This is a genomic window from Pseudomonas sp. Irchel s3f19, assembly GCF_900187555.1.
Classification (GTDB): Bacteria; Pseudomonadota; Gammaproteobacteria; order Pseudomonadales; family Pseudomonadaceae; genus Aquipseudomonas; species Aquipseudomonas capeferrum.
In genome coordinates this window covers 89,190-103,017 of sequence record NZ_FYDW01000009.1, presented here as the reverse complement: position 1 = coordinate 103,017, position 13,828 = coordinate 89,190, and the positions used below count along the sequence as shown (strand labels likewise).

At 64.7% G+C, this 13,828-nt stretch carries 9 protein-coding genes; 3 read left to right on the top strand and 6 right to left on the bottom strand.

What is annotated here, in order from left to right:
* Nucleotides 1-213 precede the first annotated feature (213 nt).
* From CKW22_RS19810 to CKW22_RS19800, 3 genes are read left to right on the top strand one after another with little or no spacing between them, the layout of a single operon-like run.
* Nucleotides 214-1,452: an exonuclease SbcCD subunit D C-terminal domain-containing protein gene (locus CKW22_RS19810; protein WP_095064853.1), complete on the top strand. Its 1,239-nt coding sequence runs from the start codon at nucleotides 214-216 to the stop codon at nucleotides 1,450-1,452.
* Nucleotides 1,449-5,093 carry an AAA family ATPase gene (locus tag CKW22_RS19805; protein ID WP_095064851.1) on the top strand — a complete coding sequence of 1,215 codons (3,645 nt, stop codon included), beginning with the start codon at nucleotides 1,449-1,451 and terminating at the stop codon, nucleotides 5,091-5,093. Before CKW22_RS19810 ends, CKW22_RS19805 begins: the two co-directional genes overlap by 4 nt.
* Nucleotides 5,090-5,683, top strand: coding sequence for a glutathione S-transferase (locus CKW22_RS19800; protein ID WP_095064849.1), 594 nt, complete (start codon nucleotides 5,090-5,092; stop codon nucleotides 5,681-5,683). The genes CKW22_RS19805 and CKW22_RS19800 overlap by 4 nt, the downstream gene beginning before the upstream one ends.
* A gap of 101 nt (nucleotides 5,684-5,784) precedes the next feature.
* Here the strand turns inward: CKW22_RS19800 and CKW22_RS19795 are convergent, their stop codons facing one another.
* The 6 genes from CKW22_RS19795 to pepN form a co-directional block, all read right to left on the bottom strand.
* Nucleotides 5,785-5,964: a hypothetical protein gene (locus tag CKW22_RS19795; protein WP_033700510.1), complete on the bottom strand. Its 180-nt coding sequence runs from the start codon at nucleotides 5,962-5,964 to the stop codon at nucleotides 5,785-5,787.
* A gap of 123 nt (nucleotides 5,965-6,087) precedes the next feature.
* Nucleotides 6,088-7,218: a lactonase family protein gene (locus CKW22_RS19790; RefSeq protein WP_077068570.1), complete on the bottom strand. Its 1,131-nt coding sequence runs from the start codon at nucleotides 7,216-7,218 to the stop codon at nucleotides 6,088-6,090.
* The gene (locus CKW22_RS19785) at nucleotides 7,184-7,474 is read right to left on the bottom strand and encodes a DUF5629 family protein (protein ID WP_033700512.1); all 291 of its coding nucleotides are present in this window, start codon (nucleotides 7,472-7,474) and stop codon (nucleotides 7,184-7,186) included. Before CKW22_RS19785 ends, CKW22_RS19790 begins: the two co-directional genes overlap by 35 nt.
* Nucleotides 7,475-7,543: 69 nt before the next feature.
* Entirely contained in the window at nucleotides 7,544-9,919 is a 2,376-nt protein-coding gene (locus CKW22_RS19780) for an RND family transporter (RefSeq protein ID WP_095064914.1), read from the bottom strand.
* A gap of 20 nt (nucleotides 9,920-9,939) precedes the next feature.
* Complete coding sequence (locus tag CKW22_RS19775) at nucleotides 9,940-10,980, bottom strand: YCF48-related protein (RefSeq protein ID WP_033700513.1); 1,041 nt, start codon at nucleotides 10,978-10,980, stop codon at nucleotides 9,940-9,942.
* Nucleotides 10,981-11,166: 186 nt separating this feature from the next.
* On the bottom strand, nucleotides 11,167-13,824 hold the full coding sequence (gene pepN, locus CKW22_RS19770; RefSeq protein ID WP_033700514.1) for an aminopeptidase N: 2,658 nt from the start codon (nucleotides 13,822-13,824) through the stop codon (nucleotides 11,167-11,169).
* Nucleotides 13,825-13,828 lie beyond the last annotated feature (4 nt).

Genomic DNA, 13,828 nt, shown 5'->3' with positions numbered 1-13,828 from the left:
CTTGCCCCGCGAAGCGCCGCGCGGGCGGCGCTCGATCTGATAGGCGCTGAAAGACTCATGACATGCACCTGTACGCCCACATCCATTCCCCCACATGCAATCCCCCCAGGCATGCCCCTCTCCCCCACCATTGAGTTACCATACCCCCCTGCGCAACGCCCATCATCCAAGCCAAGCCCCCCGCTTGCTCGACTCGACACCAACAGGTCATCCATGCGTCTGTTTCATACCTCCGACTGGCACCTGGGCCAAAGCCTGCACGGCCAGGAACGCGATTTCGAACACGCTTGCTTCCTCCACTGGCTGCTCAGCCAACTGCACCTGCGCCAGCCGGATGCGCTGCTGATCGCCGGCGACATCTTCGACACGGTCAACCCACCGGTCAAAGCCCAGGAGCGCCTCTACGACTTCATCGTCCAGGCCCACGAGCAACAGCCCAAGCTGGACATCGTGATGATCGCCGGTAACCACGACTCCGGCTCGCGCATCGAACTGCCCGCAGCATTGATGCGCCGCCTGCGTACTCACGCCCTGGGCCGTGTGCACTGGCTCGACGAAGGCCAGCTGGATGCCGAGCGCCTGCTGATCCCACTGACCAACGCCCGCGGCAAAATCAGCGCCTGGTGCCTGGCGCTGCCCTTCCTGCGCCCCGCGGAAGTGACCGGCCCGCAGTTGGGTGACGACTACCTGCAAGGCATCACCCAGGTGCACCAGCAACTGATTGCCGCCGCCCTGCAAAAACGCAAGAAGGACCAGGCACTGGTCGCCATCAGCCATGCCCACATGGCCGGCGGCGCCGTGTCGGAAGACTCCGAGCGCAGCCTGATCATCGGCAACGCCGAGGCCTTGCCGGCCAAGCTGTTCGACAAGGCCATCAGCTATGTCGCCCTGGGCCACCTGCACAAGCCGCAGAAGGTCAACCGCGAAGACCGCATTCGCTACAGCGGCTCGCCGATCCCGCTGTCGTTCGCCGAGATCAACTACCCGCACCAGGTGCTGGAGGTAGAGCTGGACGGTGCCGAGCTGGTCAGCGTCGAAGCGCGCCCGGTGCCTCGCGCCGTGGCCCTGCAACGCATCGGCCCGGCACCGCTTGGCGAGCTGCTGGCACAGCTCGCCGAACTGCCGGTGATCGACCTGCTCGAAGACCCTAACCGCCAGCCCTGGCTCGAAGTGCGCGTCGTGCTGGACGAACCGCAGCCCGACCTGCGCCAGCAAATCGAAGGCGCCCTGCAAGGCAAAGCCGTGCGGCTGATCCGCATTGGCGCCGAATATGCCGGGCGCGCCAGCGCCGAGGACGACGACCTGGCCTTCGTCGAACTGTCCCAGATGACCCCGCAAGACCTGTTCAGCCGCGCCTGGGAGCAAGCCTACGGCAACCCCGCCGATGAACAGGCCTTGGCCGACTTCGCCCTGCTGTTGCAGGACGCACAGCTGGAAGAGGAACAGCCATGAAGATTCTCGCCATACGCCTGAAGAACCTGGCATCCCTGGCCGGCCCGATCGACATCGATTTCACCGCCGAGCCGCTGGCCAGCGCCGGCCTGTTCGCCATCACCGGCCCGACCGGCGCCGGCAAGAGCACGCTGCTCGATGCCCTGTGCCTGGCCCTGTTCGGCACTGTCCCCCGGCTCAACGACATTGGCCGCGAAGCCAAGGTGCCGGACGCCGACGGCGAGATCCCGACCTCTGACCCACGCAACCTGGTGCGCCGAGGCACCGGCAGCGGTTTCGCCGAAGTCGACTTCGTCGGCATCGACGGCCGTCGCTACCGTGCCCGCTGGGAAGCCAACCGCGCCCGCGACAAGGCCAACGGCAAGCTGCAACACAGCCGCCAGAGCTTTTATGACCTGGACAGCGAGCAGGTACTGGCCAGTGGCAAGCAGGAATACAAGCAACTGGTCGAAGCGCGCCTGGGCCTGAACTTCGAGCAGTTCACCCGCGCGGTGATGCTGGCCCAGAGCGAGTTCGGCGCCTTCCTCAAGGCCGACGACAAGGAACGCAGCGAACTGCTGGAAAAGCTCACCAACACGGCGATTTACACCCGCCTTGGCCAGCGTGCCTTCAGCAAGGCCCGCGAGGCCGGCGAGGCGCACAGTGCCCTGAAGGACCGCGCCAGCCACCTGTTGCCCATGCCGAGCGATGCCCGTGCCGAACTCGACCAGCGCCTGGAGCAGGCACAGCAGCAGTTCAAGGCCGACCAGGCGCAAGAGCGCCAGCTCGAGCAGCAACGTACCTGGCTCGATGAACAGCGCCAGCTGCAGGTACAGCAGGGCGAAGCCAGCTCAGCATTGCAGGCCGCCGAGCAGGCTTGGCAGCACCTCACCGATCAGCGCCTGGACCTGGAGCGCCTGGAGCGCCTGGCGCCCCAGCGCCACCAGTTCCACCGTCAGCAGGCCCTGGCGGCGCAGCTCGCGCCGTTGGCCAGCGAGCTCAGCGAACAACACCGCCAGCAGAGCGACCTGCAAGGCCGCATCGGCGAACTTGAACGGGCCCTCGAATCAGCCCGTCAGGCGCTGAGCCAGGCCCAGGCCAGCCAGGGCGAAAACGCCCCGCGCCTGCGCCAGGCCTTCGCCGAGCAAGACACCCTCACCCGCCTGGAGCAAGAACTGGCCAAGGCCCGCGAGGCCGGCCAGCAGGCCGACCTGGCCGCCGCCGAGCTCGAGCAACAACTGCAGCAGTTGGCCGAGCACCAGCAGCGCGGCCAGCAGCAACTGGCGCAGATCGACACTGCTCTGGCCGAGAGTGCCCCCCTGGCTGCCCTCACCAGCGCCTGGCAGGCTTATCGCCCACAGCTGCAACAGTTGTTGCAGATCGGCAACCGCCTGAACCAGGGCGGCGAAGAGCTGCCGGGCCTGCAGGCCCAGGCCAGCCAGGCCAATGCGCAGTTGCAAACCCAGCGCGACGCCCTCGAAGTGCTGTTCCGCGAAGCCGCAGCAGAGCCCCAGGCCTTGGCCGAACAGCTCGACCTGTTGGGCGGCATGCTGCAGGAAAACCGCAAACAGCAACGTGCCGTGGAACAACTGTCGCGCCTGCATGCCCGCGAGCAGGAGCTGCAACAGGGTATCCAGTCGTTGCGCGAACGCCAGCAACTGGCCCTGCAGCAACGCCAGCAACTGATTGGCGAAGGCACCGCCGCCAAGGCCGAGCTTGAAGCTGCCGAGCAGGCGCTGGCGCTCACCCGGCAACTGCTGGAACGTCAGCGCCTGGCGCGCAGCACCAGCGTCGAAGAACTGCGTGCGCAATTGCACGAGGGCGAACCCTGCCCGGTCTGTGGCAGCGCCGAGCATCCCTTCCATCAGCCCGAAGCGCTGCTGCAAAGCCTGGGCCGGCATGACCAGGCCGAAGAAGCGACGGCCCTGGCACAGGTCGAGCACTTCAATTCCCGCCTGATCGAGTTGCGCACCCAGGTGGGTGTGGTCAATGGCCAGATCAAGGAGTATCAGCATCAACAGGCGCAACTGAGTGAGCAGTTGCAGCCGCTGGCCGAGCAACTGGCGGCCCATGCCCTGTGGCCCGCACTCAGTGCCCATGAAGACAAGGCCCGCAGTGCCTGGCTGGACAGCCAACTGCGCCGCCTCGACCAGGAAATCGGCCGTGACGAACAGCGCCAAGCCACGCTGCTGACCCTGCAAAGGGATGCCACCCGCCTCAATCAGCAGTTGCAAGCCGCGAGCGAAGCCCAACAGCAGGCACAACGCCGCCTGGACCAGCAGCACCAAGCTCTGGCCGCCGACCAGGAACGCCTTGAGCAGGCCTTGGCCGATTTCGCCAACCTGCTGCCGCCCCCTGTGCTGCAGGCCCTGCGCGATGAGCCGGCGCAGGCCTTCCTCAGCCTCGACCAGCAGATCGCCCAGCGCCAGCAACAGCTGGACCAGCAAAAGGACGAACTGCAAGAACATCAGCAGCGCCTGCAACAGCTGGAGCGCCTGCACGACCAGCAGCAAACCCGCGTGCAGCGCCAGCAAGAACTGCAACTGCAGGTCAGCGGGCTGGCCGAACAGATGGACAAGGCCCGCGCCGCCCTGGCCGAGCTGCTGGGTGAACACCCGCGTGCCGAGGACTGGCAACGCCATCTGGAGCAACAGGTAGAGCACGCCCGCACAGGCGAAGCCGAGACTGCCGAGCAGTTGCAACAGGCCCGCACCCATGCCCTGCAGCTGGCCGGCGAACTCAAGGCCAATAGCGCCCGCCAGCAGGCTTTGGACCACGAACACCAGCAGTTGCAGGGTGAAATCGCTCAGTGGCGCGCCGCACACCCCGAGCTCGACGATAGCGGCCTCGACCGCCTGCTGGCCATGGACGACGCACAAGTGGGCGAACTGCGCCAGCGCCTGCAAGTTGCACAAAAGGCCATCGAACAAGGCCGCGTGCTGTTGCAGGAGCGTGAACAGCGCCTGCAGCAACATACCGCGCAAGCCAGCGTCGAGGCCACGGCCGAAGACCTTGAGCAGTCCCTCGCAGCACTGCGCGCGTTGCTGGCCAACCATGAACAGCAGTGCGCCGAGCTGCGCGCCGCCCAGGCCGAAGACCAGCGTCGCCAACTGGCGTATCAGGCGCTGGCCGAGGACATCGAACAGGCCCATCAGCAATGGCAGCGCTGGGCGCGCCTGAATGCGTTGATCGGTTCGGCCTCTGGCGATGTGTTCCGCAAGATCGCCCAGGGTTACAACCTCGACCTGCTGCTGCACCATGCCAACAGCCAGTTGCGCCAGCTGGCGCGTCGCTACCGCCTCAAGCGCGGCGGCAGTGCCCTGGGCCTGCTGGTGCTGGACACCGAGATGGGCGACGAGCTGCGCTCGGTGCATTCGCTGTCGGGCGGTGAAACCTTCCTGGTATCGCTGGCCCTGGCACTGGGCCTGGCGTCGATGGCCTCGAGCACCCTGCGCATCGAATCGTTGTTCATCGACGAAGGCTTCGGCAGCCTCGACCCAGAATCACTGCAACTGGCCATGGATGCCCTCGACGGCTTGCAGGCTCAGGGCCGCAAGGTCGCGGTGATCTCCCACGTGCAGGAGATGCATGAACGCATCCCGGTGCAGATCCAGGTGCGCCGCCAGGGCAACGGCCTGAGTGACGTCGAGGTGTGCGGGTGATCCTCTACTCGTTCCGCCGCTGCCCCTGGGCCATGCGCGCGCGCCTGGCCCTGCGCTATGCCGGGTGCGAAGTACGGGTCCAGGAAGTGGCGATGAAGAACAAACCGGCCGCGCTGCTGGCGTTGTCGCCCAAGGGTACGGTGCCGGTGCTGGACACCGGTACCGGCGTGCTGGAGGAAAGCCTGGACATCATGCGCTGGGCGCTGGAACGCAACGACCCGCAGGACTGGCGGCTACGGGCGGACCCGGCGGCGGCGCAACAGGCCGAGGCGCTGATCGCCCGTAACGACTCCACGTTCAAGGCGCAGGTGAACCTGTACAAGTACGCCGAGCGATACCCTGAGCATTCCCGCGAGCACTACCGCCAGCAGGCCGAAACCTGGCTGGCAGCGCTTGAAGTACTGCTTGAAGGCCGGACTTACCTGCTGGCCGATCATCCGAGCCTGGCCGATGCCGCGTTGCTGCCCCTGATGCGCCAGTTTGCCGGGGTCGAACCGCAGCGGTTCGCCGAGGCGGCTTATCCGCGGGTGCGGAGCTGGCTGGAGGGGTGGCTGGCGTCGGACCTGTTCAAGGCCGTCATGGCCAAGTGACCTGACGCGGCCCTTGTGTAATTGATGGACTCGCCCCCGCCGTGGCACTGTGATGCCTCGGCGGGGGCGAGTCCATCGATTACACAAAAGCCGGGTAGTGCTCAGTGGCCGTGCTTGCCACTCAAGGCTGCATGAAAATGCGCGCTCTGGCGCAGGTACTGCTCGGTATAGCTGTGGGTACTGGACGCCTTGCTGCTGGTGTCGGCATGGGCCTGTGCCGGCAGCACGACCGAAGCGGAGATGGCGGATGCGGCGATGACCGGGAAGAGATTGAAGTTCATCTGGGCTTACCTCGACGGCGGTGGTTTGACGTTGGCCCGTTTGGGCCTTGGGTCAAACTTACGCCGCCAAGGTCGCCGCTAGAAATTCATTGCGGCAGTAACCATTATCACGCTGATCGATAGTCACTCGATGAATTTCAGGTCCGACGGCGCATTCTGTGGCAGCGTCTGCACCGTGTCCCCCAGTTTGCCGCTACGCGGATCGCGGCGCATGACCACAATCTGGTTACTCTTCTGGTTGGCCACGAGCAGGAAGTTGTCGCTGGGGTCCAGGGCAAATTCCCGAGGGTGATCACCTTCGACCGAACGGCGCTGCAAGAACGCCAGTTGGCCATCATCCTTACCTACGCTGAACGCCACGATCTCGTTGGCCGTGCCCCGATTGCTGACATACAGGAAGCGCCCGTCCGCCGACAGGTGCAAGCCACCACTTGCTTTCGCCGCGGCATCCTGGCGCTCGGTCAGGGGCAGGCGCTGGCGTTCGACAAGGTTGCCTTCCTGAACATCGAACATCACCACCTCGGCGCTCATTTCCAGGGTCAGGTAAGCGTGTCGCCCCTTGCCGTCGAACAGCAGGTGGCGCGGGCCGCTGCCCGGCGGCAAGGCCACTGAAGCAGGAATCGCCGGGGTCAGTGGGTGGTCCGCGCTGGCGCCATCGTAGCGATAGATGAACACCTTGTCGGCGCCCAGGTCGCTGGCATACAGGTGCTGCCCATCCGGCGACAGCACCAGCGAATGCACATGGGCGCCGGCCTGGCGTTCGGGGTTGGCGCCACTTGGTTTGTGCCGGGCCTGCTGCACCACCGCCTTGAGCTTGCCGTCCTTGGCCACCGGGATCACCACCAGGCTGCCACCGGGGTCTGGCTTGACCGCGTAATTGGCAACGAACAGGTAGCGCTGGTCGCGGCTGAGGCTGGCGTGGGTTGGCTCGTCGCCCCGGCTGGCCACCTGGTTGAGGGGTTTGATCTCGCCTTTGCTGCTCACGCTGAAACTGCTGACGTGGCCCTGAACGGTTTCGTTGACGGCGAACAGTTGCCGCTGGTCGGCCGAGAGCACCAGCCAGGAGGGGCTCACGCTCTTGACCACCTGTTGCGGGGTGGGGTCGATATGGCCTGTCGTGCTGTCGAACCGGTAGCGGTAGATACCTTGGCTGGCGCCATCGGTGTAGCTGCCCACCAGCAGTGTGGCAGCCTGGGCATTGAGGGTCAGGGTCATCAGGCTAGCGGTCAGCAGGCTCGTCCAGATTCGCTTCATCGTCGTCTTCATCCGGGGCACGAAAGGCACTCATACAGACTAGACGATGCTCGCCCTGGGCATCGCTGAGCTGCCACTCGTCACCCGTGGCGATGGCGGCGGCGACCTGTTCGGCGGTGAAGGCCCAGCGGCGCAGCTGGCGGCCGTCCATGCATTCGACGGTGAGGCCGGTTTCGTTGGCGGTGAAGTCGAAGGCGTGTAGGCCGTCGATCAGCAGCATGTCGCAGGCTGCGAGGGCGGTGGCAAGGGGGGACATGGGGATACCAGTTAGAGAAGTGCCGGCATTATAACCCTGGGGCCGCAATGCGGCCCCCAGATACAGCAATCAGTGGGCGAAAATCGACCCACCCTCCTTGCCCACCATCTTCTCGGGCTTGATCAGGAACCGCGCCAGCGCCGGCAGCAGCCACAGCGCACCGAACATGTTCCACAGCAGCATGAAGGTCAGCATCAGGCCCATGTCGGCCTGGAACTTGATCGCCGAGAAGATCCAGGTGCACACGCCAATGGCCAGGCACAACCCCGTGAACAACACGGCCTTGCCAGTCGAACGCAGGGTTTCGTAGTAGGCCTCCTGCAACGGCAGGCCTGCGCGCAGGAAGCTTTCCAGGCGGCTGTAGATGTAGATGCCGTAGTCCACGCCAATGCCCACGCCCAAGGCCACTACCGGCAAGGTGGCGACCTTCACGCCAATGCCCATGTAGGCCATCAGTGCATTACCCAGCACCGATGTCAGCACCAGCGGCAGGACGATGCACAAGGTCGCGGCGAACGAGCGGAAGGTGATCAGGCACATCACCGCCACGCAGATGTACACCAGCACCAGAATGGTCAGTTCGGCCGACTTGATGACCTCGTTGGTGGCCGCCTCGATCCCGGCGTTGCCGGCTGCCAGCAAAAACTGCAGGCCTTCCTTGTTGTGGCTGTCGGCAAAGGCCTTGGCGGCGGCGGTAACCCGTTCCAGGGTCTCGGCCTTGTGGTCGTTGAGGAACACCAGCACCGGCGCCAGCGAGCAGTCGGCGTTGTACAGGCCGTCGGCGCGGGCGATGGAGTTGTTGAGAACGTCCGGGTTGCGCGACAGGGTCTCCCATTTCAGGCTGCCCTCGTTCATGCCCTTGATCACCTGCTTGGACACGGTCACCAGCGAGATCGCCGACTGCACGCCCGGGGTGTTCTCCATGGTCCACATCAGCTCGTCGATCGGCGCCATTGTCGAGTGGATCGAGCAGCTTTCCGACGGCGTCTTGACCATGATCACCAGCACGTCCGAGCTGGTCGAATAGTTGCTGATGATGAAGTTGTTGTCCTGGTTGTAGCGTGAGTCCGGGCGCAGTTCCGGAGCGCCCTGGTCGAGGTCGCCGATCTTCAGGTTCTGGCTGTACCACAGGCCACCGGCGAACATCACCAAGGCCAGGCCAATCGACACCGGCGCCACCTTGGCACTGGCGAAGTTGGCCAGCAGGCGCCAGAACGGGTGTTCACGGGTCGCATCCTTCTTGCTGCGCTCGACGGCCTTGTTGCTGATGCCCACATAGGAGATCGCCACCGGCAGCAGGATCAGGTTGGTAAAGACGATGACCGCGACACCGATCGAAGCGCCGATGGCCAGCTCGCGGATGACCCCGATGTCGATGATCAGCAAGGTGATGAAGCCCACGGCATCGGCGAGGATGGCGATCATCCCGGGCAGGAACAGCTGGCGGAAGGTGCGCCGGGCCGCAGTCAGGGCGTTGTCGGCGTCGCTGGACTGCAGGGCGATGCCGTTGATCTTCTGCACCCCATGGGAAATGCCGATGGCGAAGATCAGGAAGGGCACCAGCATCGAATACGGATCCAGGCCGAAGCCCACCGCATGCATCAACCCCAGTTGCCAGACCACCGCCACCAGGGTGGTGATGAGCACGGCGATGGTGCTGCGGATGCACCAAGTAAACCAGTACAGCAGCACACAGGTGATGGCCAGGGCCACACCGAAGAACATCACCACCATCACCAGGCCGTCGATCAGGTCGCCGATCTTCTTGGCGAAGCCGACGATATGGATCTTCACGTTGGGGTTCTGTGCCTGGAACTTGTCGCGGATCTTTTCTTCCAGCTGATGCGAGAACTGCTGGTAGTCGAGTTTGACCTGCTTGCCCTGGTCCTGCGGGTCGGGGTAGCTCTCCAGCAGCGGCACGTCAACGATAGTGGACTTGAAGTTGTTACCCACCAGGCGCCCGACCTGGCCGGACTTGAGCACGTTGTCGCGCAACGCGTCGAGGCTTTCGGCCGAGCCGTTGTAGGTATTGGGGATCACCTCGCCACCCGAGAAGCCTTCTTCGGTCACTTCGGTCCAGCGCACGCTGGGGCTCCACAGCGACTTCAGCCCGGCGCGGTCGACACCGGGGATGTAGAACACCTCGTCATGGATCTGGCGCAGGGTCTCCATGTAGTCCTTGTCGAAGATGTCGCCGTTGACCGCCTCCACGGAAATACGCACGGTATTGCCGAGGTTGGCCAGGTCGTTGCGGTGCTCCATCATCTGCTCGATGAACGGGTGTTCGAGCGGGATCATTTTTTCGAAGCTGGTCGAGGGGCGAATCTGCGTGGCCTGCCAGAACAGGAAAATGCTGACCAACACGCACAGGGCGATGACCACGGGGCGATTATTGAAGATCAGGCGTTCGAGCAGCGTGGCCTTGTCCTGATGATGCGGGTGCATGGTGATGCTCTCCCTGCTGGTCATGGGCGCGGCTCCTCGGCAGCCTGGTCGGCACCTTCGGCGGTGGCCAGGTGCACACCACCCTGCCCCACCAGCAGCAAGCCGCCCGTGGACAGGCCAGTGACGCCGGCCAGGGCGATGCGGTCGGCGCGGTTGTAGACGCTGAAAGTTTGCCCGTCGTCATGGCTGCGCAACACACTGCCGCCGTTACCGACCAGCACCACGCTGCCATCCTCGACAAGCGTAGCGCTTGCCAGGCCGAATTCGAGGGCGCCGCGCGCGGCCTTGAGCGCGATCGGCTGCCAGCTGTCACCGAAGTCCGTTGAACGGAACAGGTTGCCGCGCAGGCCGTAGGCCAGCAGGGTCTGCGGCTGGGCGGTGCCGATCACACCGAACAACGAGCCCTCGTAAGGGCCGTCGACCTTGGCCCAGGCCTGGCCGTTGTCGCTGGAGCGGAACATGCTGCCCTGCTCGCCGACAATGAATAGGCCGGCACCCTTGATCACGGCGATGCCGTTGAGGTGAAACTGGTCGGGGTTGTCCAGCCGCTCGGCGACGTCCTGCCAGTGCTGGCCGCCGTCGCGGGTTTCCAGCAAGGCGCCATAGGCACCTACGGCAAACCCGTGCTGGGCGTCGAGGAAGGTGACATCGAGCAACGGGGCTTCACGGGTAAGGTCTTCGAACTGCTTGCTCCAGGTCGCGCCGCCGTCGGTGCTGGCGAGGATCTGCGCATCATGGCCGACTGCCCAGCCACGCTTGTCGTCGAGAAAAAACACGGCGGTGAGCAGTTGCCGGGTGGGCACCCGCGCCTGGGTCCAGGTCTTGCCCTGGTCGTCGGAGAACAGGATATGACCGCGATCGCCCACCACTACCAGGCGCTTGCCGGCGTGGGCGGCGTCGATCAGCAGGCTCTGGCTGGCCTTGGCCGATTCGGTCGAGTATTCGTCGGCGGCAGCGGCTTCGACGCTGCCCGTCCACATTCCCAATGCCAGCGCCAGCATCGCACCGGCGGCCAGCGGCCAGGCACCACGCCTGGGCTGCGCCATCAGCTGCTCCCTCATGACTGTCCCCTGTTGTGTTCTTCTTAGTGGGTCAATGCCTTGCAGGTACTGCGAAAAGCCTGTGGTAGAGGCCTGCAATAGCTTGGGGGGATCGTAGCGGGGAACGTTGCGCGGATACAACGAGCGGGACGTTATGTTTTGTTAAGCACATAAAAGGCTGGGGCCGCTTTGCGGCCCCACTGGCAATCAAGCCAGGCTCTTGCTCACCACTTCATACACATCACTGGACAGCGCCCCAGAAGCGAGGATCCGCTCCAGTTCGCCCTTCATCAACGCCTGACGCGCAGCGTCATACTTGCGCCAGCGGGTCAGCGGTGCCAGTTGACGCGAAGCAATCTGCGGGTTCAGCGCATTCAGCTCGATCACCAGGTCTGCCAGGAAGCGATAGCCCGAGCCATCCGCCGCATGGAAGTTGACCAGGTTCTGCCCGGCAAAGGCACCAACCAGCGCGCGCACCTTGTTCGGGTTTTTCAGGGTGAACGCCGGGTGCTGCATCAGTGCCTTGACCCGCGCCAGCCCGCCCGGCAGTGAGCTGGCGGCCTGCACGCTGAACCACTGGTCCATGACCAGCGGGTTGTCCTTGAAGTGCTCGGCGAAGGTTGCCAGCGCCTTGGCCCGCTCAGCCTCGAACGGCGAGTTGACCAGTACCGCCAGGGCCGTCAGGCGTTCGGTCATGTTGTCGCACTGGTCGAACTGCTCCAGGGTCGCTTCCAGCACCTGCGGCTTGCCGCTCAGCATCAGGTACGACAGGGCGATGTTCTGCAGGCTGCGGCGGGCGAAGTGCTCGGCCGAAGCGACGTAGGCCGTGCTGCGCGAGGCCTCGCGGTGCGCCTGATAGCGCGCCCACAGGCCATCGAACAACTGCTCGGCGATCTGCTGGCGAGCGAACTCGCGGGCGGCGTGGATGGCATCGACGTCGGCCACCTGGCTGATCTCGGTGAGGTAGGCCTCGCCCGGCAGCGACAGCATCTCGGCGACCATGGCAGCGTCCAGCGACGTGTTGCCCAGCACGGTGCCAAGCGCAGTGATCAGGCGCTGGTCGAGCTTCAGCGCTTCGCCGCGCTGATGCTGGCCAATCAGCTCCTGCAGCACCTGCACCGACAGTTGCTGGCCCGCTTCCCAGCGGTTGAAGCCGTCGCTGTCATGCTGCATGAGGAACATCAGCTGGTCGCGGTCATACGGGAAGCTCAGCTTCACCGGCGCGCTGAAACCACGCAGCAGCGAGGGCAGCGGCTTGGCCGTGATGCCTTCGAAGGTGAAGGTCTGCTCGGCCTCGGTCACCGACAGCACGCGGCTGCTGCCGGCAGCGGCGGCTTCGCCGGCCAGGCGCAGTGGCAGGTCGTTGCCTTCGGCATCCAGCAGGCCCAGTTCGACCGGGATCACAAACGGCAACTTGTCGGCCTTGTCCGGCGTCTGCGGGCAGCTCTGGCGGAACGTCAGGCTGTAGGTCTGGGCACCCGCGTCATAGGCTTCGCTCACCTCAAGGCGCGGCGTGCCGGCCTGGCTGTACCAGCGCTTGAACTGTGTCAGGTCGACGCCGTTGGCATCTTCCATGGCCTTGATGAAGTCGTCGGTGGTCACCGCCTGGCCATCGTGGCGTTCGAAGTACAGGTCGCTGCCCTTGCGGAAGCCCTCGGCGCCCAGCAGGGTGCGGACCATGCGCACCACTTCGGCACCCTTCTCGTACACGGTCAGGGTGTAGAAGTTGGAGATTTCGATGAAACTGTCCGGGCGTACCGGGTGGGCCATTGGGCCGGCATCTTCCGCGAACTGGTGGGTACGCAGGTAGGCGACGTCCTCGATGCGCTTGACCGTGCGCGAGTTCATGTCGGCGCTGAACTCGGCGTCGCGGAACACCGTGAAGCCTTCCTTGAGCGACAGTTGGAACCAGTCGCGGCAAGTTACGCGGTTGCCCGACCAGTTGTGGAAGTACTCGTGGGCGACCACGCCTTCGACCCGCTGGTGGGCGGCGTCGGTGGCGGTTTCGGCGCGGGCCAGCACGCAGCTCGAGTTGAAGATGTTCAGGCCCTTGTTTTCCATGGCGCCCATGTTGAAGTCATTGACCGCGACGATCATGAAGATGTCCAGGTCATACTCACGACCGTAGACTTCCTCGTCCCAGCGCATGGACTTCTTCAGGCTGACCATGGCGTGGTCGCACTTGTCGATGTTCTCGGGTTCGACGTAGATACGCAGGGTCACGTCGCGGCCCGACTGGCGCGTGAAGCTGTCCTCGACGCACCACAGGTCACCGGCCACCAGGGCGAACAGGTAGGCCGGTTTCATGAACGGGTCTTCCCAGGTCGCCCAGTGCCGGCCCTCTTCAGCCGGCCCGCTGCCGATCGGGTTGCCGTTGGACAGCAGCACCGGGTAGCGATGCTGCTCGGCGATCACCGTGGTGGTGAAGGTGCTCATCACATCCGGGCGGTCGAGGTAATAGGTGATCTTGCGGAAACCCTCGGCCTCGCACTGGGTGCAGAACATCTTGCCGGACTTGTAAAGGCCTTCCAGCGCGGTGTTGCTCTCGGGGTGGATCTTCACGCTGGTGTCGAGGGTGAAGCGCTCGGCCTTGGGGTGGACCGTCAGGCTGTCGGCTTCAAGCTGGTAGTCGCTTGGCTGCAACTCCTGATCGTCCAGCGAGGCGCGCAGCAGTTCGAGCTGCTGGCCGTCGAGCACCAGTGGCGGCAGGCCGGCACCGCGTGCCGGGTTGCGGCGCATGACCAGTTGCGCATGGACCAGGGTGTGGTCCTCGAACAGCTCGAAGGTCAGGTGCGTCTCGTCGATCAGGTACTCGGGCGCCTGGTAGTCCTTGAGGTAGATCACTTGCGGTTGTTCGGTACGCATGTGC

Bases quoted from the DNA above. Each gene is read 5' to 3' on its own strand.
- CKW22_RS19810 (WP_095064853.1), top strand. From the start codon at position 214: ATGCGTCTGTTTCATACCTCCGACTGGCACCTGGGCCAAAGCCTGCAC.
- CKW22_RS19805 (WP_095064851.1), top strand. From the start codon at position 1,449: ATGAAGATTCTCGCCATACGCCTGAAGAACCTGGCATCCCTGGCCGGC.
- CKW22_RS19795 (WP_033700510.1), bottom strand. From the start codon at position 5,964: ATGAACTTCAATCTCTTCCCGGTCATCGCCGCATCCGCCATCTCCGCT.
- CKW22_RS19790 (WP_077068570.1), bottom strand. From the start codon at position 7,218: ATGAAGCGAATCTGGACGAGCCTGCTGACCGCTAGCCTGATGACCCTG.
- CKW22_RS19785 (WP_033700512.1), bottom strand. From the start codon at position 7,474: ATGTCCCCCCTTGCCACCGCCCTCGCAGCCTGCGACATGCTGCTGATC.
- CKW22_RS19780 (WP_095064914.1), bottom strand. From the start codon at position 9,919: ATGCACCCGCATCATCAGGACAAGGCCACGCTGCTCGAACGCCTGATC.
- CKW22_RS19775 (WP_033700513.1), bottom strand. From the start codon at position 10,980: ATGAGGGAGCAGCTGATGGCGCAGCCCAGGCGTGGTGCCTGGCCGCTG.
- pepN (WP_033700514.1), bottom strand. From the start codon at position 13,824: ATGCGTACCGAACAACCGCAAGTGATCTACCTCAAGGACTACCAGGCG.